Origin of the sequence: Streptomyces sp. Ag109_O5-1 (genome assembly GCF_003814875.1) — a bacterium.
In the GTDB taxonomy this organism is placed as follows: Bacteria; Actinomycetota; Actinomycetes; order Streptomycetales; family Streptomycetaceae; genus Streptomyces; species Streptomyces sasae.
Genome location: NZ_RKQF01000001.1, coordinates 5,164,188 through 5,188,255, shown reverse-complemented (window position 1 = coordinate 5,188,255; position 24,068 = coordinate 5,164,188). Strand labels below are relative to the sequence as shown.

18 protein-coding genes and 1 tRNA gene are annotated in these 24,068 nt (G+C 67.5%); 14 read left to right on the top strand and 5 right to left on the bottom strand.

Annotation, left to right across the window (positions count from 1 at the left end):
- The first annotated feature begins 35 nt into the window (after window positions 1-35).
- On the top strand, window positions 36-653 hold the full coding sequence (locus EDD90_RS23110) for a TetR/AcrR family transcriptional regulator (protein WP_123974851.1): 618 nt from the start codon (window positions 36-38) through the stop codon (window positions 651-653).
- Window positions 654-677: 24 nt separating this feature from the next.
- Entirely contained in the window at window positions 678-1,343 is a 666-nt protein-coding gene (locus EDD90_RS23105) for a hypothetical protein (RefSeq protein WP_123974850.1), read from the top strand.
- Between the two features lie 44 nt (window positions 1,344-1,387).
- Here EDD90_RS23105 and EDD90_RS23100 read toward each other — a convergent pair whose 3' ends face one another.
- Together EDD90_RS23100 and EDD90_RS23095 are read right to left on the bottom strand one after the other, a co-directional pair.
- A complete protein-coding gene (locus tag EDD90_RS23100; protein ID WP_123974849.1) occupies window positions 1,388-2,428 on the bottom strand; it encodes an adenosine deaminase in 1,041 nt (346 codons plus the stop codon).
- Between the two features lie 165 nt (window positions 2,429-2,593).
- Window positions 2,594-3,820: a pyridoxal phosphate-dependent aminotransferase gene (locus EDD90_RS23095; protein ID WP_123974848.1), complete on the bottom strand. Its 1,227-nt coding sequence runs from the start codon at window positions 3,818-3,820 to the stop codon at window positions 2,594-2,596.
- 261 nt (window positions 3,821-4,081) lie between these two features.
- Between EDD90_RS23095 and EDD90_RS23090 the strand changes: the two genes are divergently transcribed.
- The 10 genes from EDD90_RS23090 to EDD90_RS23040 all read left to right on the top strand — a co-directional run bounded on the left by EDD90_RS23090 (window position 4,082) and on the right by EDD90_RS23040 (window position 17,383).
- Window positions 4,082-4,154, top strand: a tRNA-Trp gene (locus EDD90_RS23090).
- A gap of 112 nt (window positions 4,155-4,266) precedes the next feature.
- Complete coding sequence (gene secE / locus EDD90_RS23085; RefSeq protein ID WP_123974847.1) at window positions 4,267-4,551, top strand: preprotein translocase subunit SecE; 285 nt, start codon at window positions 4,267-4,269, stop codon at window positions 4,549-4,551.
- 80 nt (window positions 4,552-4,631) lie between these two features.
- On the top strand, window positions 4,632-5,498 hold the full coding sequence (gene nusG, locus EDD90_RS23080; RefSeq protein ID WP_123974846.1) for a transcription termination/antitermination protein NusG: 867 nt from the start codon (window positions 4,632-4,634) through the stop codon (window positions 5,496-5,498).
- A 157-nt stretch (window positions 5,499-5,655) separates the two neighbouring features.
- Window positions 5,656-6,090, top strand: coding sequence for a 50S ribosomal protein L11 (rplK, locus tag EDD90_RS23075; RefSeq protein WP_055631380.1), 435 nt, complete (start codon window positions 5,656-5,658; stop codon window positions 6,088-6,090).
- An 82-nt stretch (window positions 6,091-6,172) separates the two neighbouring features.
- The gene (rplA, locus tag EDD90_RS23070; protein WP_123974845.1) at window positions 6,173-6,898 is read left to right on the top strand and encodes a 50S ribosomal protein L1; all 726 of its coding nucleotides are present in this window, start codon (window positions 6,173-6,175) and stop codon (window positions 6,896-6,898) included.
- Window positions 6,899-7,164: 266 nt separating this feature from the next.
- Window positions 7,165-8,016, top strand: a complete 852-nt coding sequence (locus EDD90_RS23065; RefSeq protein WP_123974844.1) for a hypothetical protein — start codon at window positions 7,165-7,167, stop codon at window positions 8,014-8,016.
- A 293-nt stretch (window positions 8,017-8,309) separates the two neighbouring features.
- Complete coding sequence (gene rplJ, locus EDD90_RS23060; protein WP_123974843.1) at window positions 8,310-8,840, top strand: 50S ribosomal protein L10; 531 nt, start codon at window positions 8,310-8,312, stop codon at window positions 8,838-8,840.
- 121 nt (window positions 8,841-8,961) lie between these two features.
- The gene (gene rplL, locus EDD90_RS23055; protein WP_123974842.1) at window positions 8,962-9,345 is read left to right on the top strand and encodes a 50S ribosomal protein L7/L12; all 384 of its coding nucleotides are present in this window, start codon (window positions 8,962-8,964) and stop codon (window positions 9,343-9,345) included.
- A gap of 555 nt (window positions 9,346-9,900) precedes the next feature.
- A complete protein-coding gene (gene rpoB, locus EDD90_RS23045; protein ID WP_123974841.1) occupies window positions 9,901-13,386 on the top strand; it encodes a DNA-directed RNA polymerase subunit beta in 3,486 nt (1,161 codons plus the stop codon).
- Window positions 13,387-13,483: 97 nt separating this feature from the next.
- Window positions 13,484-17,383, top strand: coding sequence for a DNA-directed RNA polymerase subunit beta' (locus EDD90_RS23040; protein ID WP_123974840.1), 3,900 nt, complete (start codon window positions 13,484-13,486; stop codon window positions 17,381-17,383).
- A 144-nt stretch (window positions 17,384-17,527) separates the two neighbouring features.
- On the opposite strand, the gene EDD90_RS23035 is transcribed toward EDD90_RS23040, so the two are convergent.
- A complete protein-coding gene (locus EDD90_RS23035) occupies window positions 17,528-18,061 on the bottom strand; it encodes a hypothetical protein (protein WP_123974839.1) in 534 nt (177 codons plus the stop codon).
- A 550-nt stretch (window positions 18,062-18,611) separates the two neighbouring features.
- On the opposite strand from EDD90_RS23035, the gene EDD90_RS23030 reads away from it, so the two are divergent.
- Window positions 18,612-19,550, top strand: a complete 939-nt coding sequence (locus EDD90_RS23030; RefSeq protein WP_260328003.1) for a cytochrome P450 — start codon at window positions 18,612-18,614, stop codon at window positions 19,548-19,550.
- Between the two features lie 51 nt (window positions 19,551-19,601).
- On the opposite strand, the gene EDD90_RS23025 is transcribed toward EDD90_RS23030, so the two are convergent.
- Together EDD90_RS23025 and EDD90_RS23020 are read right to left on the bottom strand one after the other, a co-directional pair.
- Window positions 19,602-21,533: an ABC transporter ATP-binding protein gene (locus EDD90_RS23025; protein ID WP_123981514.1), complete on the bottom strand. Its 1,932-nt coding sequence runs from the start codon at window positions 21,531-21,533 to the stop codon at window positions 19,602-19,604.
- A gap of 355 nt (window positions 21,534-21,888) precedes the next feature.
- Entirely contained in the window at window positions 21,889-22,893 is a 1,005-nt protein-coding gene (locus EDD90_RS23020) for a cell cycle transcriptional regulator TrcR (RefSeq protein WP_260328002.1), read from the bottom strand.
- Between the two features lie 320 nt (window positions 22,894-23,213).
- Between EDD90_RS23020 and EDD90_RS23015 the strand changes: the two genes are divergently transcribed.
- Window positions 23,214-24,017 carry an alpha/beta fold hydrolase gene (locus EDD90_RS23015; protein ID WP_123974837.1) on the top strand — a complete coding sequence of 268 codons (804 nt, stop codon included), beginning with the start codon at window positions 23,214-23,216 and terminating at the stop codon, window positions 24,015-24,017.
- The last annotated feature ends 51 nt before the right edge of the window (window positions 24,018-24,068 follow it).

The following is a 24,068-nucleotide window of genomic DNA, read 5'->3' as shown; positions in this document are numbered from 1 at the left end:
CACCCGCTGGAAAGGGCATGTGATCCTTGGGCGTCATGCAGCAGAAACCGGCCCGTGTCCGCATCCTCGACGCCGCTCACGAGCTGATGCTCACCGTGGGGCTCGCCCGCGCCACCACCAAGGAGATCGCCCGGGCGGCCGGCTGCTCCGAGGCGGCCCTCTACAAGTACTTCCCCAGCAAGGAAGAGCTGTTCGTGCACGTGCTCACCGAGCGGCTGCCGCGCCTCCTCCCCCTGCTCGGCGAGCTCACCGTCGAACCCGGCCGGGGCACCCTGGAGGACAACCTGACCCGGATCGCCCGTCAGGCCGCCCTGTTCTACGAGGAGAGCTTCCCGATCGCCGCGTCCCTGTACGCCGAACAGCAGCTCAAGCGGAAGCTCGACGACAGACTGCGCACCATCGGCGCGGGACCGCATGTGCCGATGCGGGCCCTCGACGCCTACCTGTGCGCCGAGAAGGCGATCGGCCGGATCCGGCCCGACGCCGACACCACCGCGGCCGCCACCCTGCTGCTCGGCGCCTGCGTCCAGCGCGTCTTCGCCTACGAGGCCACCGTGACCGGCGCCCGCCCGCCGGTGGACGAGTTCGCCGCCCGGCTCGCCCGCACCCTGCTGGGCGGAATCTCCGTTGCCGAGGACCCCGCCCAGCCGTGACCCTGATGCCATGAGGCATCCCGCATGCGGTTGAGACTGCGCGAATTCCGGCCCCGCACCGGCCCCCGCGAACACCGGACAGTCCAGCCCTGGCAGCCGCTGCGCCACACCTCACTGCGCGCACCCGCGCCGGTCGGCACGCTCACGGGCGACCACGACGGGCTCAACCGGCTCGCCGGACTGCTCTCCTTCGCCGCGCACTCACCGCACACGATCGTCCATGTGCCGCTGCGGGAGGCAGTGCCGCCGGACGAGGGGCAGGGCCCCCTCGTCGACCTCGTCCTGGTCCACCACGCGTTCGGGCTGCGCGCCGCTCGGTGGCCCGAGCTGCGCCACCGGCTGCGGCAGGGCACCCCGCTCACCGTCCGCACCGACGAGGCGCGCACCGCGCGGGACGCGGCCACCTGGCGCGCCCGGCAGGGACACGCCGACCGCCGGGCCGACCTGCGGCACACCACCCACGCCGGCACGCTCTTCCTCTTCGGCGACCGGTACGTCTTCGCCGAGGCCGCCATGTCCCTCGCCTACGCGGCCGGCTGGGGGCCGCGCCAGAAGGGCGTGACCGAGGGACACCCGGCACTCGTGTCGGGGCTGTGGGGGCTGCGGCAGCCGCCGGGCGGCGGGCATCCCGTCGAGGTGCTGGTCTGCTTCAAGGCGTACCCGCCGTACGCCCACTTCCGAAGACCCTGACGACTCTGACGATCGTGACGACTTCGACGAACCAAGAAGACCCGTCAGGACGCCGGGGCGGTGAGCCAGTCGTCGACGCCCGCCAGGAGCTTCGCCTTCATGTCCTCAGGGGCCGCGGAACCCCGTACCGACTGCCGGGCCAGCTCCGCCAGTTCGGCGTCGGTGAAACCGTGGTGCACGCGCGCGATGTCGTACTGGGCGGCCAGCCGGGAACCGAACAGAAGCGGGTCGTCGGCGCCCAGGGCCATCGGGACGCCCGCCTCGAAGAGCGTGCGCAGCGGGACGTCCTCGGGCTTCTCGTAGACGCCCAGGGCCACATTGGACGCCGGACACACCTCGCAGGTGATGCCCCGGTCCGCCAGCCGCTTGAGCAGCCTTGGATCCTCCGCCGCCCGCACCCCGTGCCCGATCCGCGAGGCGTGCAGATCGTCCAGACAGTCCCGCACCGACGCCGGACCCGTCAGCTCACCGCCGTGCGGAGCCGCCAGCAGACCGCCCTCGCGCGCGATGTGGAACGCCCGGTCGAAGTCCCGGGCCATGCCCCGCCGCTCGTCGTTCGACAGCCCGAAGCCGACCACGCCCCGGTCCGCGTACCGGACGGCCAGCCGCGCGAGCGTACGCGCGTCCAGGGGGTGCTTCATACGGTTCGCGGCCACCAGGACGCGCATACCGAGGCCGGTCTCCCGGGACGTCGTCTCCACCGCGTCCAGGATGATCTCAAGAGCCGGGATCAGACCCCCGAGGCGCGGGGCGTACGACGTCGGATCCACCTGGATCTCCAGCCACGCCGAGCCGTCCCTGACGTCCTCCTCGGCGGCCTCCCGCACCAGCCGCTGGATGTCCTCCGGCTCTCTCAGGCAGGAGCGCGCCGCGTCGTACAGCCGCTGGAAGCGGAACCAGCCGCGTTCGTCGGTGGCCCGCAGTCTCGGCGGCTCCCCGCTGGTCAGCGCGTCGGTCAGCGCCTCGGGGAGGCGTACGCCGTACTTGTCGGCCAGTTCCAGAACGGTTCCCGGCCGCATCGAACCGGTGAAGTGCAGATGCAGATGAGCCTTCGGCAGCTCAGAGACATCACGTACGTGCTCCATTCCAGGATCCTGCCGCACGTACCTGTCGTACCGGTAGCGGATTCCCCTTTAGTGGCCTTGCTCGCACTGGTGAGCAGGTACGCGAACGGGCCGCCTCCCCGGAGGGAGACGGCCCGCACGCGCGCGTGGAGCGCGAAAACGCCGAAGACGTCAGGAAGGAAGACGTCAGTCCGTGGCCTCGGCCAGCAGCTTCTGCAGCCGGCTCACGCCCTCGACGAGGTCCTCGTCGCCGAGCGCGTACGAAAGGCGCAGGTAGCCGGGCGTGCCGAAGGCCTCGCCGGGTACGACCGCGACCTCGGCCTCCTCCAGGATCAGCTCGGCCAGCTCCACCGAGGAGGCCGGGCGCTTGCCGCGGATCTCCTTGCCGAGCAGCGCCTTGACCGACGGGTAGGCGTAGAAGGCGCCCTCGGGCTCCGGGCAGAGGACGCCGTCGATCTCGTTGAGCATCCGGACGATCGTCTGGCGGCGCCGGTCGAAGGCCTCGCGCATCTTCGCCACGGCGGACAGGTCGCCGGAGACGGCGGCCAGGGCGGCGACCTGCGCCACGTTGGAGACGTTGGACGTGGCGTGCGACTGGAGGTTGGTGGCCGCCTTGATGACGTCCTTGGGGCCGATGGCCCAGCCCACCCGCCAGCCGGTCATGGCGTACGTCTTGGCGACACCGTTGACGACGATGCACTTGTCGCGCAGCTCGGGCAGGATCGCCGGCAGCGAGGTGAACTTCGCGTCGCCGTAGACCAGGTGCTCGTAGATCTCGTCCGTGAGGACCCACAGACCGTGCTCGACAGCCCAGCGGCCGATCGCCTCGGTGTCGGCCTCGCTGTAGACCGCGCCGGTCGGGTTGGACGGGGAGACGAAGAGCACGACCTTCGTCTTCTCGGTGCGCGCGGCCTCCAGCTGCTCGACGGAGACGCGGTAGCCGGTGGTCTCGTCGGCGACGACCTCGACCGGGACACCGCCGGCGAGGCGGATCGACTCCGGGTACGTCGTCCAGTACGGGGCGGGCACGATGACCTCGTCGCCCGGGTCGAGGATCGCGGCGAAGGCCTCGTAGATGGCCTGCTTGCCGCCGTTGGTGACGAGGACCTGGGAGGCGTCGACCTCGTAGCCGGAGTCGCGCAGCGTCTTCGCGGCGATCGCGGCCTTCAGCTCGGGCAGACCGCCGGCCGGGGTGTAGCGGTGGTACTTCGGGTTCTTGCAGGCCTCGATGGCGGCCTCGACGATGTAGTCCGGAGTCGGGAAGTCGGGCTCACCGGCGCCGAAGCCGATCACCGGGCGCCCGGCGGCCTTCAGGGCCTTGGCCTTGGCGTCGACGGCGAGGGTGGCGGACTCGGAGATCGCGCCGACTCGGGCGGAGACCCGGCGCTCGGTGGGAGGGGTTGCAGCGCTCATGGGGCCCATCGTTCCAGACCGGAAACCTGCCCGGCACGCCGGTTTCACAGACTGAACAACTACGGGCCGAACCATGAACAAGCGTGCGGATCCGGCCCCCGGCCAGGACGATCTTCCGTACGGCCGCCCCGGACTGCCACTTTCTGTTCGACGCGGCGCCGCGGACCACGTACACTCTCACCTCGTTGGCCACCGACAGCCGTGCCTGAGCGGGTGCACACCGAGCACCCGGCCGGATGCGGTACGTTGGGGGACACACAAAGGGTCGTAGCTCAATTGGTAGAGCACCGGTCTCCAAAACCGGCGGTTGGGGGTTCAAGTCCCTCCGGCCCTGCTACACACACCGCCAGGATGTGTGCGCATGTACGTACATACAAGCATTGCACCGCCGTGCGGCTCAGGAACCGGGCGCGGCACGGCCATGACCCGGGATCAGGTGAGGATGAATGACGGACGCCGTGGGCTCCATCGACACGCCTGACGCCGACGAGGTGCCCGAGTCCCAGAAGAAGGCCCGGAAGGGCGGCAAGCGTGCCAAGAAGGGCCCGCTGAAGCGCCTCGGTACCTTCTACCGCCAGATCATCGCGGAACTCCGCAAGGTCGTCTGGCCGACTCGCAACCAGCTGACGTCGTACACCACCGTGGTGATCTTCTTCGTCACCATCATGATCGCCCTGGTGACCGTGATTGACTATGGACTCAACCACGCCGCCAAGTACGTCTTCGGCTGAGCACAGAGCGAAGGGCGCCGTGGTAGCGGCGCCCGTTTTCGCATGTTCCACCCCTCTGTATCCAGGAAGAAGCAGCCATCGTGTCTGACCCGAACCTGAACGACGCCGTCGAGCCCGAAGAGGCCGTCGCAGACGAGCTGGACATCGTCGAGGGCGCGGACGAGCAGGACGAGTTCGAGGCTGCCGAGGCCGAACTGGGGGAGCCGGCCGAGGAGACCGCGGTCCACGTCGAGGACGAGAACGAAGAAGCGGAAGAGGCCGACGAGGACGAGGTCGTCGAGGAAGAAGCCCTCGAGGACGAGGCCGCAGAAGAAGAGCCCGCCGAGCCGGTCGACCCCGTCCAGGCCCTGCGCGAGGAGCTGCGCCTGCTCCCCGGCGAGTGGTACGTGATCCACACCTACGCCGGCTACGAGAACCGCGTGAAGACCAACCTGGAGCAGCGCGCCGTCTCGCTGAACGTCGAGGACTACATCTTCCAGGCCGAGGTGCCGCAGGAGGAGGTCGTCCAGATCAAGAACGGCGACCGCAAGACCATCAAGCAGAACAAGCTGCCCGGTTATGTGCTCGTCCGCATGGACCTGACGAACGAGTCGTGGGGTGTCGTCCGCAACACGCCCGGCGTCACCGGCTTCGTCGGCAACGCGTACGACCCGTATCCGCTGACCCTCGACGAGATCGTCAAGATGCTCGCGCCCGAGGCCGAGGAGAAGGCGGCGCGCGAGGCGGCGGAGGCCGAGGGCAAGCCCGCGCCGCAGCGCAAGGTCGAGGTCCAGGTCCTGGACTTCGAGGTGGGCGACTCGGTCACCGTCACGGACGGTCCGTTCGCCACGCTCCAGGCCACGATCAACGAGATCAACCCGGACTCCAAGAAGGTCAAGGGTCTGGTGGAGATCTTCGGTCGTGAGACGCCGGTGGAGCTGTCGTTCGACCAGATCCAGAAGAACTAGTTCCTTCTGGACGTACCGCTTCCGAGCAGGTCAGGCGAGCGCCTGACCTGCTCGGTTTTTGGCCGCGCATCCATACCCGTTATCGTTGTGCGGTATGCCTGCATCCAGGAGAGAAACCTGACGCGGGCAGGACCCGATGGAAAGGACCCGGAGAGCTATGCCTCCCAAGAAGAAGAAGGTCACGGGGCTCATCAAGCTCCAGATCAACGCCGGTGCGGCGAACCCGGCCCCGCCGGTCGGCCCCGCGCTCGGTCAGCACGGCGTCAACATCATGGAGTTCTGCAAGGCCTACAACGCCGCGACCGAGTCGCAGCGTGGCTGGGTCATCCCGGTGGAGATCACGGTCTACGAGGACCGCTCCTTCACCTTCGTCACCAAGACCCCGCCGGCCGCGAAGATGATCCTCAAGGCCGCTGGTGTCGAGAAGGGCTCCGGCGAGCCGCACAAGACCAAGGTCGCCAAGATCACCGAGGCGCAGGTCCGCGAGATCGCCACGACGAAGCTCCCCGACCTGAACGCCAACGACCTGGACGCCGCGGCGAAGATCATCGCCGGCACCGCCCGCTCCATGGGCATCACGGTCGAGGGCTGACCCCCACTTTCGTAGAACCACCGTGGTAGGGCCTGCTCGGCCCGTACACCACGACTCCTTTCAAGAACACACAGGAGCAGTTGTGAGCAAGCGCAGCAAGGCTCTCCGCGCTGCGGACGCCAAGGTCGACCGGGAGAAGCTGTACGCCCCGCTCGAGGCCGTCCGTCTCGCCAAGGAGACCTCCACGACCAAGTTCGACGGCACCGTCGAGGTCGCCTTCCGCCTGGGTGTCGACCCGCGCAAGGCCGACCAGATGGTCCGTGGCACCGTGAACCTCCCGCACGGCACCGGTAAGACCGCCCGGGTCCTGGTCTTCGCGACCGGTGACCGTGCCGAGGCCGCGCGTGCCGCGGGCGCCGACATCGTCGGCGCCGACGAGCTGATCGACGAGGTGGCGAAGGGCCGTCTGGACTTCGACGCCGTCGTCGCCACCCCGGACCTCATGGGCAAGGTCGGCCGCCTCGGCCGCGTCCTCGGCCCCCGTGGTCTGATGCCGAACCCGAAGACCGGCACCGTCACCCCGGACACCGCCAAGGCTGTGACCGAGATCAAGGGCGGCAAGATCGAGTTCCGCGTCGACAAGCACTCGAACCTGCACTTCATCATCGGCAAGACGTCCTTCGAGGACGACAAGCTGGTGGAGAACTACGGCGCCGCGCTGGAGGAGATCCTCCGTCTGAAGCCGTCCGCCGCCAAGGGTCGCTACATCAAGAAGGCCGCGGTCAGCACCACCATGGGCCCCGGCATCCCGGTCGACCCGAACCGCACCCGCAACCTCCTCACCGAGGAGGACCCGGCCGCCGTCTGAGCCCCGCGCTCGGTCCGGTAGCCGCGTCAGGGACGCGTCAGCCAGCAGGACGGGCCCCGCAATCCGAGAGGATTGCGGGGCCCGTCCCGTTTCCCGCCCCCGTACGCCGCAGGCCCGCCCCGTACGACGCCGCCCCGCTCTCGCTGCGACGCCGCCCCGCTCTCGTGCGACGTACGTCATCGCCCCGCCCTCCCCGGACTTCCCGCGCGGTGCCGGTGGCCTGGGTTAGCGTCGGAGATTCGGGACTCGTATGGGGGTGGGGCGGGATGACGAGCAGGGGTGTGCGCCGGGTGGCCCTGGCGATCGCGGCGGCGACCTCGCTGACAGGAGTGGCCGCCTGCACCGCCCCGGCAGCCTCGGACGCCGGGAAGACCCCTCACCAGAGCCGCTCCCTGGCCGCCCTGCGCTCCGCCGAGCGGTCCACCCACGGGGCCCGGTCGGCCCGGGTCCGCTCCATCACCACTCTGGGCTCCCTGATGTCCACGAAGGCCGAGGGCGCCCTCGGCTGGAGGCACGGCCTCACCGGCACGCTCACCATCACCTATACCGGCGGCAGCACCGCCGACCTGATGCGCCGGCTCGACTCCACGTCCCTGGAGACCCGCTACCTCCGGGACGCCTACTACGCCAGGGTCGGCCCCGCCTTCGCCCGGCAACTGGGCGGCAAGCACTGGATCAAGTACCCGTACGACTACCTCGACACCCTCGGCGGCGGCTCCGGCGCGATGATGACGGACCTGATGCGCAACACCACCCCCAACCAGTCGGTACGGCTGCTGCTGGCCTCCGAGGACGTGCGCAGGGTCGGCGAGGAGAAGGTCTCCGGCGAGCCCACCACCCACTACTCGGGCACGGTGCACGTCTCCGACCTGGTCGGCGACAGCACACTGCAGAAGCAGCTCAGCCAGGCGGGCGTCAGCAAGGAGACCGTCGACATCTGGGTCGACGGCAAGAACCTGCTGGTCAAGAAGACCGAGAAGGCCGACACCGCGAACGGCGCGATGAACCAGACCGCGTACTACAGCGACTACGGTGTGAAGGTCAGCGCGGAGCGGCCCCCGGCCGGCGACACCCAGGACTTCGGGACGCTGCTGAAGAAGCAGGGTGCGGCGGGCTGACCTCGTGAGAGCGGTCGTACCGAGCCGATTTGCTTGACAGTGCACCGGTCCCGTACTCTCCTCGAGAAGCCAAAGACCGCTGGTCGTTGCCGCTTGCTCGCAAGAGCGTGCGGTGGCCGAAGGATCCGCTGAACCGCGGACGACCCGCGCAGGTGACTGTGGAAGTGCTCCTGGAACACACGCCCCGCGTGTGCCCCCCGGTCGAGCTACGCCCCGTGCACCTGTGCCGGGGCGTTTCGTTTTCCCAGCCCCTTCTGAGCGGTCCTCATCACCCGGAAGGAGGCCGACGCTCTATGGCAAGGCCCGACAAGGCTGCCGCGGTAGCCGAGCTGACGGAGCAGTTCCGTAGCTCGAACGCCGCCGTGCTGACCGAGTACCGGGGTCTCACCGTGGCGCAGCTCAAGACGCTGCGTCGTTCGCTCGGTGAAGACGCCCAGTACGCCGTGGTGAAGAACACGCTGACCAAGATCGCGGCCAACGAGGCCGGGATCTCGACGCTCGACGACCTGTTCAACGGTCCGACGGCGGTTGCCTTCATCACCGGTGACCCGGTGACGTCGGCGAAGGGTCTTCGTGACTTCGCCAAGGACAACCCGAACCTCGTCATCAAGGGCGGTGTCCTTGACGGCAAGGCGCTGTCCGCCGACGAGATCAAGAAGCTTGCGGACCTCGAGTCCCGCGAGGTTCTGCTCGCCAAGCTGGCGGGCGCCCTGAAGGGCAAGCAGACGCAGGCTGCTCAGCTCTTCCAGGCGCTCCCGTCGAAGCTCGTCCGCACCGTGGACGCGCTTCGCGCCAAGCAGGACGAGCAGGGCGGTGCCGAGTAACTCGGCTCGCGAAATGACCGCCGCCTGAGGCAGCCCGCCGAAGGCAACGGTCGTAGCGGGCCGAACGTACGCCCGCCAGACATGTACATACGGCACCAGCCGAATTAGTGGAAGGAAAGCCATCGTGGCTCTCACCCAGGACGAACTGCTCGCCGAGTTCGAGACGATGACCCTGATCCAGCTCTCCGAGTTCGTGAAGGCGTTCGAGGAGAAGTTCGACGTCACCGCCGCCGCCGCGGTTGCCGTCGCGGGCCCGGCCGGCCCGGCCGCCCCCGCCGAGGCCGTCGAGGAGAAGGACGAGTTCGACGTCATCCTCACCGGCGCCGGCGACAAGAAGATCCAGGTCATCAAGGTCGTGCGTGAGCTGACCTCGCTCGGCCTGAAGGAGGCCAAGGACCTCGTGGACGGCGCCCCGAAGCCCGTCCTCGAGAAGGTCGCCAAGGACGCCGCCGAGAAGGCCGCCGAGTCCCTCAAGGGCGCCGGCGCCTCCGTCGAGGTCAAGTAACACCTCGGAGGTCGTACAGACCTCTGTGTGCTGAAACACCCCCTCGGGGGCTGTAACGCGCAGACCGCGAAGAGCGATCATCCATCCGGGTGGTCGCTCTTCGGCGTTCCCGGGAGGCCGACCACGGTTGCCTTGCACCCGTGACGGCGGGGGGTATGGTGATCTTCGTCGTGTCCCTGGCGCACCGGGTTTGCGCAGGGGGGCCTTGACGAACCGCACGCAGCGCGCAATTCTCAGGACGCGTCGCCAGAACGGTCCGAATCCGAGGCATGGATCGGCGACGAAGAGGGCAGTATCAACGTGCGTTGAGGGCAGGCATGACGCAGGCGTTGACGATGAAGAGGGTCTCAGAAAATGGAGACTGGACATCAGTGTGCCAAGTGGCTACACTGACCCTTTGCGCTGCCTGTTAGCCTTCCCCTGCCCGTCACCAGGGGTCTGCCCTCACCCGAACGCCGACGACCGAACCTCCTCTGAACTGGGGTTTCTGTCTCTGTGTCCCGGGAAGGGACCGGGGAGCGCGTAGTGAGTCCGAGCCCTCGGAAGGACCCCCTCTTGGCCGCCTCGCGCACTGCCTCGAACGCGAATATGAACAACGGCGCCAGCACCGCCCCGCTGCGCATCTCCTTTGCAAAGATCAAGGAGCCTCTCGAGGTTCCCAACCTGCTCGCGCTGCAGACCGAGAGCTTCGACTGGCTGCTCGGCAACACCGCCTGGCAGAGTCGGGTCGAGGAGGCTCTGGAGTCAGGTCAGGACGTCCCCACCAAGTCCGGTCTGGAGGAGATCTTCGAGGAGATCTCCCCGATCGAGGACTTCTCCGGGTCGATGTCGCTGACGTTCCGCGACCACCGCTTCGAGCCGCCGAAGAACAGCATCGACGAGTGCAAGGAGCGCGACTTCACGTACGCCGCCCCGCTCTTCGTCACGGCCGAGTTCACCAACAACGAGACCGGCGAGATCAAGTCCCAGACGGTCTTCATGGGCGACTTCCCGCTCATGACGCACAAGGGCACCTTCGTCATCAACGGCACCGAGCGTGTCGTGGTGTCGCAGCTGGTCCGCTCGCCCGGTGTCTACTTCGACTCCTCCATCGACAAGACGTCCGACAAGGACATCTTCTCCGCCAAGATCATCCCGTCCCGGGGTGCCTGGCTGGAGATGGAGATCGACAAGCGCGACATGGTCGGCGTCCGTATCGACCGCAAGCGCAAGCAGTCCGTGACCGTCCTCCTGAAGGCGCTCGGCTGGACCACCGAGCAGATCCTCGAGGAGTTCGGCGAGTACGAGTCCATGCGCGCCACCCTGGAGAAGGACCACACCCAGGGCCAGGACGACGCGCTGCTTGACATCTACCGCAAGCTGCGTCCGGGCGAGCCCCCCACGCGTGAGGCCGCGCAGACGCTGCTGGAGAACCTGTACTTCAACCCGAAGCGTTACGACCTCGCCAAGGTCGGCCGCTACAAGGTCAACAAGAAGCTGGGTGCGGAGGCTCCGCTGGACGCGGGCGTCCTGACCGTCGAGGACGTCATCTCGACGATCAAGTACCTGGTGAAGCTGCACGCCGGCGAGACCGAGACGGTCGGTGACAGCGGTACGACCATCGTCGTCGAGACCGACGACATCGACCACTTCGGCAACCGTCGTCTGCGCAGCGTCGGCGAGCTCATCCAGAACCAGGTCCGTACCGGCCTGGCCCGTATGGAGCGCGTCGTCCGGGAGCGCATGACGACCCAGGACGTCGAGGCGATCACGCCGCAGACCCTGATCAACATCCGGCCGGTCGTCGCCTCCATCAAGGAGTTCTTCGGCACCAGCCAGCTGTCCCAGTTCATGGACCAGAACAACCCGCTGTCGGGTCTCACCCACAAGCGCCGTCTGTCGGCTCTTGGCCCGGGTGGTCTCTCCCGTGAGCGGGCCGGCTTCGAGGTCCGTGACGTGCACCCGTCGCACTACGGCCGCATGTGCCCGATCGAGACCCCCGAAGGCCCGAACATCGGTCTGATCGGCTCGCTCGCCTCCTACGGTCGCGTCAACGCGTTCGGTTTCGTCGAGACCCCGTACCGCAAGGTCGTCGACGGCCAGGTCACCGACGAGGTGGACTACCTGACCGCAGACGAGGAGGACCGCTTCGTCATCGCGCAGGCCAACGCCGGCCTCAACGACGACATGCGCTTCTCCGAGGCCCGCGTGCTGGTCCGCCGCCGTGGCGGCGAGGTCGACTACGTCGCCGGTGACGACGTGGACTACATGGACGTCTCGCCGCGCCAGATGGTGTCGGTCGCGACCGCCATGATCCCGTTCCTCGAGCACGACGACGCCAACCGTGCCCTCATGGGCGCGAACATGATGCGTCAGGCCGTGCCGCTGATCAAGAGCGAGGCCCCGCTCGTCGGCACCGGCATGGAGTACCGCTCCGCCGTCGACGCCGGCGACGTGGTCAAGGCCGAGAAGGACGGTGTGGTCCAGGAGGTCTCCGCGGACTACATCACCACCGCCAACGACGACGGCACGTACATCACGTACCGCCTGGCCAAGTTCTCCCGGTCCAACCAGGGCACCTCGGTCAACCAGAAGGTCATCGTCGACGAGGGCGACCGCATCATCACCGGCCAGGTGCTGGCCGACGGTCCGGCCACCCAGAACGGCGAGATGGCCCTCGGCAAGAACCTGCTCGTGGCGTTCATGCCGTGGGAGGGTCACAACTACGAGGACGCGATCATCCTGTCGCAGCGCCTCGTGCAGGACGACGTCCTCTCCTCGATCCACATCGAGGAGCACGAGGTCGACGCCCGTGACACCAAGCTCGGCCCCGAGGAGATCACCCGGGACATCCCGAACGTCTCCGAGGAGGTCCTCGCCGACCTCGACGAGCGCGGCATCATCCGGATCGGTGCCGAGGTCGTCGCCGGTGACATCCTCGTCGGCAAGGTCACCCCGAAGGGTGAGACCGAGCTGACGCCCGAGGAGCGCCTGCTGCGCGCGATCTTCGGTGAGAAGGCCCGTGAGGTCCGTGACACCTCGCTGAAGGTGCCGCACGGCGAGATCGGCAAGATCATCGGCGTGCGCGTCTTCGACCGCGAGGAGGGCGACGAGCTTCCCCCGGGTGTGAACCAGCTGGTGCGCGTCTACGTCGCGCAGAAGCGCAAGATCACCGACGGTGACAAGCTCGCCGGCCGGCACGGCAACAAGGGTGTCATCTCGAAGATCCTGCCCATCGAGGACATGCCGTTCCTCGAGGACGGAACTCCGGTCGACATCATCCTCAACCCGCTCGGTGTGCCGTCCCGAATGAACCCGGGACAGGTCCTGGAGATCCACCTCGGCTGGCTCGCCAGCCGCGGCTGGGACGTCTCCGGCCTCGGCGAGGAGTGGGCGCAGCGCCTCCAGGCGATCGGCGCCGACCAGGTCGACCCGGGCACGAACGTCGCGACCCCCGTCTTCGACGGTGCGCGCGAGGACGAGCTCGCGGGTCTGCTCCAGCACACCATCCCGAACCGCGACGGCGAGCGCATGGTGCTCCCGACCGGCAAGGCGCGGCTGTTCGACGGCCGTAGCGGTGAGCCGTTCCCGGACCCGATCTCGGTCGGCTACATGTACATCCTCAAGCTGCACCACCTGGTCGACGACAAGCTGCACGCCCGTTCGACCGGCCCGTACTCGATGATCACCCAGCAGCCGCTGGGTGGTAAGGCGCAGTTCGGTGGCCAGCGCTTCGGCGAGATGGAGGTGTGGGCCCTCGAGGCCTACGGCGCCGCCTACGCGCTCCAGGAGCTGCTCACCATCAAGTCCGACGACGTCACCGGCCGCGTGAAGGTCTACGAGGCCATCGTCAAGGGCGAGAACATCCCCGAGCCCGGCATCCCCGAGTCCTTCAAGGTCCTCATCAAGGAGATGCAGTCGCTCTGCCTGAACGTGGAGGTGCTGTCCAGCGACGGTATGTCCATCGAGATGCGTGACACCGACGAGGACGTCTTCCGCGCTGCGGAGGAGCTCGGCATCGACCTGTCCCGGCGCGAGCCGAGCAGCGTCGAAGAGGTCTGACGGGAGTCCGGCGGGCCCTGAGCGATCAGGGCCCCGCCGACCCCCAGGCCCCCGTTTCAGACCACAGACTTACAACCCTGAGAGGGATTGACGCATAGTGCTCGACGTCAACTTCTTCGACGAGCTCCGGATCGGCCTGGCCACCGCGGACGACATCCGTCAGTGGAGCCACGGCGAGGTCAAGAAGCCCGAGACGATCAACTACCGCACCCTCAAGCCGGAAAAGGACGGGCTCTTCTGCGAGAAGATCTTCGGCCCCACCCGGGACTGGGAGTGCTACTGCGGCAAGTACAAGCGCGTCCGCTTCAAGGGCATCATCTGTGAGCGCTGCGGCGTCGAGGTGACCCGCGCCAAGGTGCGCCGTGAGCGGATGGGCCACATCGAGCTGGCCGCGCCCGTCACGCACATCTGGTACTTCAAGGGTGTCCCGAGCCGGCTGGGCTACCTGCTCGACCTGGCTCCCAAGGACCTCGAGAAGGTCATCTACTTCGCGGCGTACATGATCACGTACGTCGACGAGGAGCGCCGCACCCGTGACCTGCCCTCCCTGGAGGCGCATGTCTCCGTGGAGCGCCAGCAGGTCGAGAACCGCCGGGACGCCGACCTGGAGGCCCGCGCCAAGAAGCTGGAAGGCGACCTGGCCGAGCTGGAGGCCGAGGGCGCCAAGGCCGACGTGCGCCGCAAGGTGCGCGAAGGCGCCGAGCGCGAGATGAAGCAGCTGCGCGACCGTTCCCAGCGCGAGATCGACCGCCTCGACGAGGTCTGGACCCGCTTCAAGAACCTCAAGGTCCAGGACCTGGAGGGCGACGAGCTCCTCTACCGCGAGCTGCGTGACCGTTTCGGCACCTACTTCGACGGCTCGATGGGCGCCGCGGCGCTGCAGAAGCGCCTGGAGTCCTTCGACCTCGACGAGGAGGCCGAGAAGCTCCGCGAGATCATCCGCACCGGCAAGGGCCAGAAGAAGACCCGTGCGCTCAAGCGCCTGAAGGTCGTCTCCGCGTTCCTGCAGACCAGCAACAGCCCCAAGGGCATGGTCCTTGACTGCGTGCCGGTCATCCCGCCGGACCTCCGCCCGATGGTGCAGCTGGACGGTGGCCGCTTCGCGACCTCCGACCTGAACGACCTGTACCGCCGTGTGATCAACCGCAACAACCGCCTGAAGCGCCTTCTCGACCTCGGTGCGCCCGAGATCATCGTGAACAACGAGAAGCGCATGCTCCAGGAGGCCGTCGACGCCCTGTTCGACAACGGTCGTCGTGGTCGCCCGGTCACCGGTCCCGGTAACCGTCCGCTGAAGTCCCTCAGCGACATGCTGAAGGGTAAGCAGGGTCGATTCCGTCAGAACCTGCTCGGCAAGCGTGTGGACTACTCCGCGCGTTCCGTGATCGTCGTCGGTCCGCAGCTCAAGCTGCACCAGTGCGGTCTGCCCAAGGCGATGGCGCTGGAGCTCTTCAAGCCGTTCGTGATGAAGCGGCTCGTGGACCTCAACCACGCGCAGAACATCAAGAGCGCCAAGCGCATGGTGGAGCGCGGCCGCACCGTCGTGTACGACGTCCTCGAAGAGGTCATCGCCGAGCACCCGGTGCTGCTGAACCGTGCGCCCACCCTGCACCGCCTCGGCATCCAGGCCTTCGAGCCGCAGCTGGTCGAGGGCAAGGCCATCCAGATCCACCCGCTCGTCTGCACCGCGTTCAACGCGGACTTCGACGGTGACCAGATGGCCGTGCACCTGCCGCTGTCCGCGGAGGCGCAGGCCGAGGCCCGCATCCTGATGCTGTCCTCGAACAACATCCTCAAGCCCGCCGACGGCCGTCCGGTGACGATGCCGACCCAGGACATGGTCCTCGGTCTGTTCTTCCTCACCACCGACGGCGAACTCCGTGACACCAAGGGCGAGGGCCGGGCGTTCGGCTCCACGGCCGAGGCGACCATGGCGTTCGACGCCGGCGAGCTCGCGCTGCAGTCCGCGGTCGACATCCGCTTCCCGGTGGGCACCATCCCGCCGCGCGGCTGGACCCCGCCGGCCGTCGAGGAGGGCGAGCCGGAGTACCAGACCGGTGACACCTTCCGGCTGCGCACCACCCTGGGCCGCGCGCTCTTCAACGAGCTGCTGCCCGAGGACTACCCGTTCGTCGACTACTCGGTGGGCAAGAAGCAGCTCGGCGAGATCGTCAACGACCTGGCGGAGCGCTACCCCAAGGTCATCGTGGCGGCGACGCTCGACAACCTGAAGGCGGCCGGCTTCTACTGGGGCACCCGCTCCGGTGTCACCGTGGCCATCTCCGACGTCGTCGTCCCCGAGGCGAAGAAGGCCATCGTCGCGGGCTACGAGGCGCAGGACGAGAAGGTCCAGAAGCAGTACGAGCGCGGTCTGATCACCAAGGAAGAGCGCACTCAGGAGCTCATCGCGATCTGGACCAAGGCGACCAACGAGGTCGCCGAGGCGATGAACGCGAACTTCCCCAAGACGAACCCCATCTTCATGATGGTTGACTCGGGTGCCCGAGGAAACATGATGCAGATGCGTCAGATCGCCGGTATGCGTGGTCTGGTGTCGAACGCGAAGAACGAGACCATCCCGCGTCCGATCAAGGCGTCCTTCCGTGAGGGCCTGTCCGTGCTGGAGTACTTCATCTCCACGCACGGTGCCCGTAAGGGTCTGGCCGACACCGCCCTGCGTACCGCCGACTCGGGTTACCTGACCCGTCGTCTGGTGGACGTCTCGCAGGACGTCATCATCCGCGAGGAGGACTGCGGCACCGAGCGCGGCCTCAAGCTGCACATCGCGGAGGTCGGCGCGGACGGCGTGCTGCGCAAGGCCGAGAACGTCGAGACCAGCGTGTACGCCCGTGCGCTGGCCGAGGACATCGTCGTCGACGGCGTGGTGCTGGCCCCGGCCAACACCGACCTCGGTGACGTCCTCATCGACGAGCTGGTCGCCCGTGGCGTCTCCGAGGTCAAGACCCGCTCGGTCCTGACCTGTGAGTCCGCCGTCGGCACCTGCGCCATGTGCTACGGCCGCTCGCTGGCCACCGGCAAGCTGGTCGACATCGGTGAGGCGGTCGGCATCATCGCCGCCCAGTCCATCGGTGAGCCCGGTACCCAGCTGACGATGCGTACCTTCCACACCGGTGGTGTGGCCGGTGACGACATCACCCAGGGTCTGCCGCGTGTCGTCGAGCTCTTCGAGGCCCGCACCCCGAAGGGTGTCGCCCCGATCTCCGAGGCGGACGGCCGTGTCCGCATCGAGGAGACCGAGAAGACCAAGAAGATCGTCATCACACCGGACGACGGCAGCGACGAGACGGCGTTCCCGATCTCGAAGCGCGCCCGGCTCCTGGTCAGCGAGGGCGAGCACGTCTCGGTGGGCCAGAAGCTCACCGTGGGTGCCACCAACCCGCACGACGTGCTGCGCATTCTGGGCCAGCGTGCCGTCCAGGTCCACCTGGTCGGCGAGGTCCAGAAGGTGTACAACTCGCAGGGTGTGTCGATCCACGACAAGCACATCGAGATCATCATCCGGCAGATGCTGCGCCGTGTGACGATCATCGAGTCCGGCGACGCCGAGCTGCTGCCCGGCGAGCTGGTCGAGCGCTCGAAGTTCGAGCACGAGAACCGTCGTGTGGTCCAGGAGGGCGGTCACCCGGCCTCCGGTCGTCCGCAGCTCATGGGTATCACCAAGGCCTCGCTGGCCACGGAGTCCTGGCTGTCGGCGGCGTCCTTCCAGGAGACGACGCGAGTCCTCACCGACGCGGCGATCAACGCCAAGTCCGACTCGCTCATCGGCCTCAAGGAGAACGTCATCATCGGTAAGCTCATCCCGGCCGGTACGGGTCTGTCCCGCTACCGCAACATCCGGGTCGAGCCGACCGAGGAGGCGAAGGCCGCGATGTACTCGGCCGTCGGCTACGACGACATCGACTACTCGCCGTTCGGCACGGGCTCCGGCCAGGCCGTTCCGCTGGAGGACTACGACTACGGTCCGTACAACCAGTAAGCGGGCAGCTTGAACTGAAGGGCGGTCACCCCGTGGGGGTGACCGCCCTTCGGCGTACGTCGACTATGCGCTACGGGGAGGGACCAGTCCACCCGGGTGAACGGCCGGCTGCGCGCACCGGCCGTGCCGAGCGCGGTGTCCCTCTCAGCGTCCGTCGGCCAACAGGCGCTCGCGGATGGTCGCGGGTTGTGCACGAAACTTGGTCGGCTTGGAGGAGCTGTCGATCTCCAGCTCCCCTTGCTTCGCCATCCGCCGCATCATCTCGTACGTGGCGGTCCGTTGCGTCTCAGAGGCTTCGCGACCCTGGATCCGGGAAGCCATTTCGCCGGCGGTGAACCAGTCGTCGGGTGACTCGAGCACGATTTCTCGGAGACGGGCTTTCCGGTTGATCGGCCTCGCCGGTCCGGCCGCTTTACGGGTGCGCGGCTTGGCTTCCGACGCCTCGCCGTCGGTCACGGCGGTGTGAACCTGAGGCGACGCCGTGGGCTCGGGCGACGGGGTCGAATGCTTCACAGCGGGCGGCCTCGGCGAAGTGTCAACCAATTCGCGAAGAGCCTCGATCGCCGCGTCGATGCGCGCGAGTTGTTTGTCGAGCGCATCCCGTTGTGCCAAGACTCGTGACCGGCTCTGCAGCAGCGCATCGTGTGCCCGGCGCGCTTCGGTGACTGCGTCTTCCACAGAGTTGCCCCTTGTCGGCTAGACCTTGTTCTGTGTCACTTCGACCTTGGAGGAAGGGTACAGTCTGAGTACTCGCCGTCCTCTGGGTGGCTGAGGAATCGATGCCTCTGCGGTCTGCCCGACCATTGCTTGGCGGCCGCGCCGAGATCTTGACCGTCTCGAAGAAGACATGGCACCGTTCGAAGGTCCCGGCTTCTGCGTTGCCATATCAACCGTGTGCCTGTGCCGGCCCCGTGCCCGGGCTCGGTTTCGGGCAGACCTGAGGTGTGAGGCCTTTCCCATGCCTAGCGACCCCCTCGATCAGCCCCGCCACATCAACCTCGTCGATCCAGGGCTCTACTCCCATGGCGATCCGTTCGTACAGTGGCGATGGCTCCGAGCGAACGACCCCGTACACCTGCATGTACCCACGGATTACCCGCGCTTTTGGGCCTTGACGAGATATGCGGATGTCAAGGCCGTCTTCCGTGACGCCGAGACGTTCAGCTCCGCCCAGGGGATTCTCCTGCGGCCGTCGGGTCATGGAGCTGATCCGGGAGGCGGTCGCACCTTGGCGCTCACCGATCCTCCTCGGCACCGCCAACTGAGAGGGCTGGTCGACGACTGGTTCACAGTCCGTTCGGTGCGGGCCATCGAGGCCAAGATGCGAGAAGTCGCCGGCCGGGTGCTCGATCTCGCACTGGAGCGCGAGCATTGCGACTTCGTCGAGGACATCGCCGCGCGGATTCCGCTCTACATGATCTGCAGCATGATGGGAGTTCCGGAATCCGACTGGGAGCGACTGTTCACGTTGAGCCGCCAGGCATTCGGGGCCGGCGACGCGATGAACCGGCGGTTCGCCCACTTGGAGATCATGGGGTATTTCGAGGACCTCGCCAAGGTCAAGGCGGCGAATCCGGCTGACGACTTGGTGAGCGTGCTGGTGGCCGGCGAGATCGACGGCAAGCGGATCAGCCAGGACGAGGTCATCCTCAATTGTGACAACCTGTTCGTGGGTGGGGCGGAGAACACCCGCATCGCGGCTGCCGGAGGCATGCTCGCCTTCCTCGAACATCCGGAACAGTGGTCGCTGCTCGTCGAGGATCCGGCCCTCCTGCCGACGGCGGTCGAGGAAGTTCTGCGATGGACGTCCACGCCGACGCACATCATGCGTACCGCGTTGCGGCCTGTCGAGATCCACGGTCGCCGCATCGAGGCCGGCGATCTGGTGACTCTCTGGATACCTTCGGCGAACCGCGATGAAGAAGTGTTCGAGGACCCTGAACGGTTCAACGTGATCCGGCAGCCCAACCGGCACCTGTCGCTGGGATTCGGCGAACACTTCTGCGTGGGAAGCATGCTGGCGCGGGTCGAGATCCGGCTTCTGTACCAGGAGCTCATGGAGAGGTCCATCAGGATCGAGCCGGACGGCGAACCGATCCGGCTCGACTCCATCGTCGTGAACGGCTTGGAGCGTCTGCCGGTGAAGCTGATGGCGGACCGCTCATAGGCTCGGATCAGGGACGGCGCCGCGTACCCCGCAGCTGCCCGGCCCGGTTCGTCAGCCCACCTTCGTCGCTTGCGCCCTCGGATCCGTACTCGGGCCGTCCGCGTACTGGTTCGCGAACTGGGTCCGGTAGAGCTCCGCGTAGAGACCGTCGGCGGCGAGGAGCTCCTCGTGGGTTCCGCGCTCGCGGACCCGTCCGGCGTCGATGACGAGTATCTGGTCCGCGTTGCGGATCGTGGAGAGGCGGTGGGCGATCACCAGGGACGTCCGACCGGCCAGAGTGGCTTCGAGCGCTCTCTGGATGGCCGCCTCCGATTCGGAGTCCAGGTGTGCCGTCGCCTCGTCGAGGACGACAATCGGGGGAGACTTCAGGAGCAGCCGCGCGAGGGCGATCCGCTGCTTCTCCCCACCCGACAGGCGGTGGCCGCGGTCACCGACGACGGTGTCGAGTCCGTTGGGAAGCGAGGCGATGGTGTCCCAGATCCGTGCGGCCCGGCAGGCCTCGATCATTTCCTCTTCCGTCGCCTCGGGGCGGGCGTATCCCAGGTTGGCCCTGAGGGTGTCGTGCCACAGGTGGGCGTCCTGCGTGACGACCCCGATGGTCTCGTGCAGCGATCGCAGCGTCAGGTCCCGGACGTCGTGCCCGCCGATCCGCACCGTTCCCGCCACGGGGTCGTAGAGCCGCGGGACCAGGTGAGTGATGGTGGTCTTCCCGGCGCCCGAGGGGCCTACCAGGGCGGTCATCTTCCCCGCCGGGACATGGAAACTCAGGCCGTGCAGGACCGTCGCGTCGTCGGAGCGCTCCGGCACCTGCGACCCGATGCTCTCCAGGGAGGAAAGCGAGACCTCGGCCGCACTCGGATAACGGAAGTCGACGTCGGTGAACTCGACGTCCGGGGCCGGTTCCCCGGCGCCCGGGGCGGGCAGCGCGCGGGCGCCGGGGCGCTCCACGACGAGCGGCTCCAGGTCCATCACCTCGAAGATCCGGTCGAAGCTCACCAGGGTGGTCACGACGTCGACCTGGATCGAGTTCAGCTGGTTGACAGGGCCGAAGAGGCGCGTCAGTAGCGCGAACAGCGCCACCAGGGTGCCCAGTTGAAGTGTGCCGTGGACGACGAGGCTGCCGCCGAAGCCGTACACGACCGCTGTGGCCAGAGCCGCGATCAGCGCGCCGGTGATTCCGAGCAGCCGCCCGTACACGCCACCGACGACGGCGATGTCCCGCATCCGGCCCGCGCGGCTCGCGAAGGACCGTGACTCCTCGTCGGGTCGGCCGTAGAGCTTGCTGAGCAACGCGCCGGACACGTTGAAGCGCTCGTTCATCAGGGAGCCGATCTCGGCGTCGAGTTGCATCCCTTCCCGGGCGAGCCGCTGCAGCCGCGCGCCCACGAATCGACCGGGCACCAGGAAGAGCGGGATCAGCAGCAAGGACACGAGCGTGAGCTGCCAAGACAGGTAGAACATGGAGCCGAGAACGAGGATCAGCGTCAGAAGGGTGGACAGCGACTGGGACAGCAGGGTCGTGACCGCCTGCTGGGTCCCGATCACGTCGGTGTTGAGCCTGCTGATCAGGGACCCGGTCTGGGCGCGGATGAAGAAAGCCAGCGGCTGGCGCTGAAGGTGGTCGAAGACCTTGGTGCGCAGGTCGTAGACCAGGCCGTGGCCGACCCGGCCGGAGAACCACGCCTGCAGGTAGACGGCCACCGCGTCGACGACGGCCAAGCCCGCGATCACCAGGGACAGCGTGATCACGGTCTGGATCCGATGGCGGCTGATTCCGTCGTCGATGACCATCTTGAGCAGCAGTGGGCTTGCCGCGGCGATCGTCGCGTCCAGGGCTGTGACCGTCAACAGGGCCGCGATCGCCCAACGGCGGTGCACGACAAGGGGGATGACGCGCCGTACCGTCCCCGGACGGATCCGCTGACGGGTGACCGAATCGTCCACCCGCATGCGTACGGGGCCCGCGGTGGGGCCGCCCCTCATGGCCATTGAGAACCATCCTGCCTTGTGGCGGTCCGGAACGGACCGCGGAACGGTTCGACAGCCGGTTGGCGTCGAGGTGAGAAGGCGCAACTGGCGCCCGGTCCTGCCTTGTTGTGGCAGGACCGGGCGCCATGGGCCTTCCGGTATCGGGCGGCGAATCGGTGGTCGGTGGCCGGGGCGCCGGCACGTGGCGGTGCCGGTCGCCGTGTGCTTCGGCTGCGGCACATACCCTGTCGAACAGCGCGTGCTTCATGCCTTTTTGGGTAACTGCTTGACCTGGGAACGCCTTTGACGGCCCTTTTCCCGGTCAGGGTATTGTAAAAGTACGCGGTGTCATCGTATAGTCACTGCAGTATCACACAGTGCCCAGCGTACGTTCTGCCATTGCCTCGGCAAGTTGGGACCACATCTGCGCATACTCCTCCGCCAGTTGGCCGACCAGGCCGGTACAGTGCGGGGGCACTCCGTCGACGAGGTCCGACCATCGCTGGGACTCGGTCGCACTGTGTCGAAGGAGGCCAAGAAGCGCTCGCCCTATCTCCGTATGTCGTAGGGCCGGGTCACGCAACAGCTTCTCCACCATAACAAGGGTGGCGGCGGACGCCGTTCGGGGTGTGGGCCGGGCTTTGCGTGGCGAGGTCGTCACCGGCAGATCGCCGCGCTCCAGGCGCCTGCGGACATCGCTTGCCGTTGCCGGCGAGACTCCGGCCTCCCGGGCCACCTGGCGGATCGAGGCATTGGGGGATTGAGCCAAGAGTTCAGCGACCCTCCGGCGGCGCTCGCCGCTGTCGATGGGTCTGCTCTTACCGTCCCGCCCGACCCTGACGTCGGGCCTCGGTATCTCGTCCTCGCTGCGTTGCCTGATCCTGGCGATCGTCCTGCCTGCGAGCCCCGCGATCTCGGCGATCGCCCGGTCGGACAGATGAGGATGCGACCTCACGATCCGTGCCGCGGCCTGCTGTCGGTCCGCTTGCGAGAGCGGAAACCCGTGGGTCACGTTGGCTTTGACCGCATGCAGGAAGGCGTCGTCCGGCGGGCCCTCGAAGAACTCCGCTTCAATGGTGGCGCGCCCCTTGAGCACGGCGGCCATGAGACGGTGCGTCCCGTCGATGACCTGCATGTTTCGTCGGTCCACGAGTATGGGGGGAAGCGGGCCGTCGATCTCTGCCAGGCGGGCGACGTGTTCTGCGTTGTGGCCCTCGAGCCTTGGCGTCTCCGCCAGTTGGAGCAGGGATATCGGGACGGTCGCCGTGTGGCGCTCGGGGCCCTGGAGTGGGACGGCTTGCCGGGTTGGCGGAGGTTGATCCATGGTGTCGGTACTGCACTTTGGTGGAAGGAGGTCGGCGTCAACCTGCACCATCTGATCTTCTCCCCGTTGAATATGACGATACTCCGCAACGGCAAAGTACCAAAGCGCGAGGATGGTCGTCCTCCCTTAATGTCGAACGCATGTGCCGGGAGCGGCAGTTGAGGTGTTCAACTGTCCACGGTGCGCAGTTGGACAGTGATCGCCGGTCGCACTGCGGCCTTCGCACGCAGGGACGGCTGTCGAACCTTGATTCGTTCGGATGTGGTCGGTCAAAGTAGCGCAGTCGGCGTGGTGATCGCCGAGAGCCAGTGAGGCCGGCGCCGACGGGCGCGGCCGGGTGGCTCGTCAACACAAGGAGGCTCCGCCCCGCCATGCCCTACGTATCCGCCAACGGCATTCGGCTCGCCTACGAGCGCACAGGGGAAGGCGACCCGGTCCTGTTCATCATGGGGTCCGGAGCCGGCGGACGCGCGTGGACCACGCATCAGACGCCGGCCGTGAACAAGGCGGGGTACCAAAGCATCATTTTCGACAACCGAGGTATCGCTCCCTCCGACGTGCCCGCCGGCCGCTACAGCCTGGCCGACATGGTCGCGGACACGGTGGGGCTGATCGAGGCCCTGGATCTGGGCCCCTGCCACGTGGTCGGCACCTCCATGGGCTCGTCCATCGCGCAGGAGATCGCGGTCGATCGTCCCGAGCTGGTGCGATCGGCCGTCATGCTCGCCACCAGGTCGCGCTCGGACGTGTTCCGCCGGGCGCTCTCGCGGGCGGACCAGGTCCTGGCCGAGAGCGGAGTGCGGCTGCCGCCGGAGTATGCGTCCGCGAACACGGTGTTCCAGATGTTCTCGCCGAAGACGCTGAACGACGACGGCGCCGTCTCGCTGTGGTTGGACGTCTTCGAACTGTACGGGGCCTCCGACAGTGGGGCGGACGGGCAGGCGTGGGTGGACACCGCGTCCGACCGGCGTGAGCGGCTGCGCCGGATCACCGTCCCCTGCCGCGTGATCGCCTTCTCCGACGACGTGATCTGCCCGCCGCACCTCGCGGCCGAGGTGGCGGAGGCCATTCCGGAGTGCGACTTCGTGGAGATCGGGGACGCCGGCCACCTCGGCAACCTGGAGAGGCCGGACGAGGTCAACACAGCGATCACCGAGTTCCTCGACAAATTCTGACCGGCAGGGCGGCGAGCCGGTACCGGTTGCCGCTCGGCGCGCGGGGGTCAT

Bases quoted from the DNA above. Each gene is read 5' to 3' on its own strand.
- EDD90_RS23110 (WP_123974851.1), top strand. From the start codon at position 36: ATGCAGCAGAAACCGGCCCGTGTCCGCATCCTCGACGCCGCTCACGAG.
- EDD90_RS23105 (WP_123974850.1), top strand. From the start codon at position 678: ATGCGGTTGAGACTGCGCGAATTCCGGCCCCGCACCGGCCCCCGCGAA.
- EDD90_RS23100 (WP_123974849.1), bottom strand. From the start codon at position 2,428: ATGGAGCACGTACGTGATGTCTCTGAGCTGCCGAAGGCTCATCTGCAT.
- EDD90_RS23095 (WP_123974848.1), bottom strand. From the start codon at position 3,820: ATGAGCGCTGCAACCCCTCCCACCGAGCGCCGGGTCTCCGCCCGAGTC.
- secE (WP_123974847.1), top strand. From the start codon at position 4,267: ATGACGGACGCCGTGGGCTCCATCGACACGCCTGACGCCGACGAGGTG.
- rplK (WP_055631380.1), top strand. From the start codon at position 5,656: ATGCCTCCCAAGAAGAAGAAGGTCACGGGGCTCATCAAGCTCCAGATC.
- EDD90_RS23065 (WP_123974844.1), top strand. From the start codon at position 7,165: ATGACGAGCAGGGGTGTGCGCCGGGTGGCCCTGGCGATCGCGGCGGCG.
- rplJ (WP_123974843.1), top strand. From the start codon at position 8,310: ATGGCAAGGCCCGACAAGGCTGCCGCGGTAGCCGAGCTGACGGAGCAG.
- EDD90_RS23025 (WP_123981514.1), bottom strand. From the start codon at position 21,533: ATGAGGGGCGGCCCCACCGCGGGCCCCGTACGCATGCGGGTGGACGAT.
- EDD90_RS23020 (WP_260328002.1), bottom strand. From the start codon at position 22,893: ATGGTGCAGGTTGACGCCGACCTCCTTCCACCAAAGTGCAGTACCGAC.
- EDD90_RS23015 (WP_123974837.1), top strand. From the start codon at position 23,214: ATGCCCTACGTATCCGCCAACGGCATTCGGCTCGCCTACGAGCGCACA.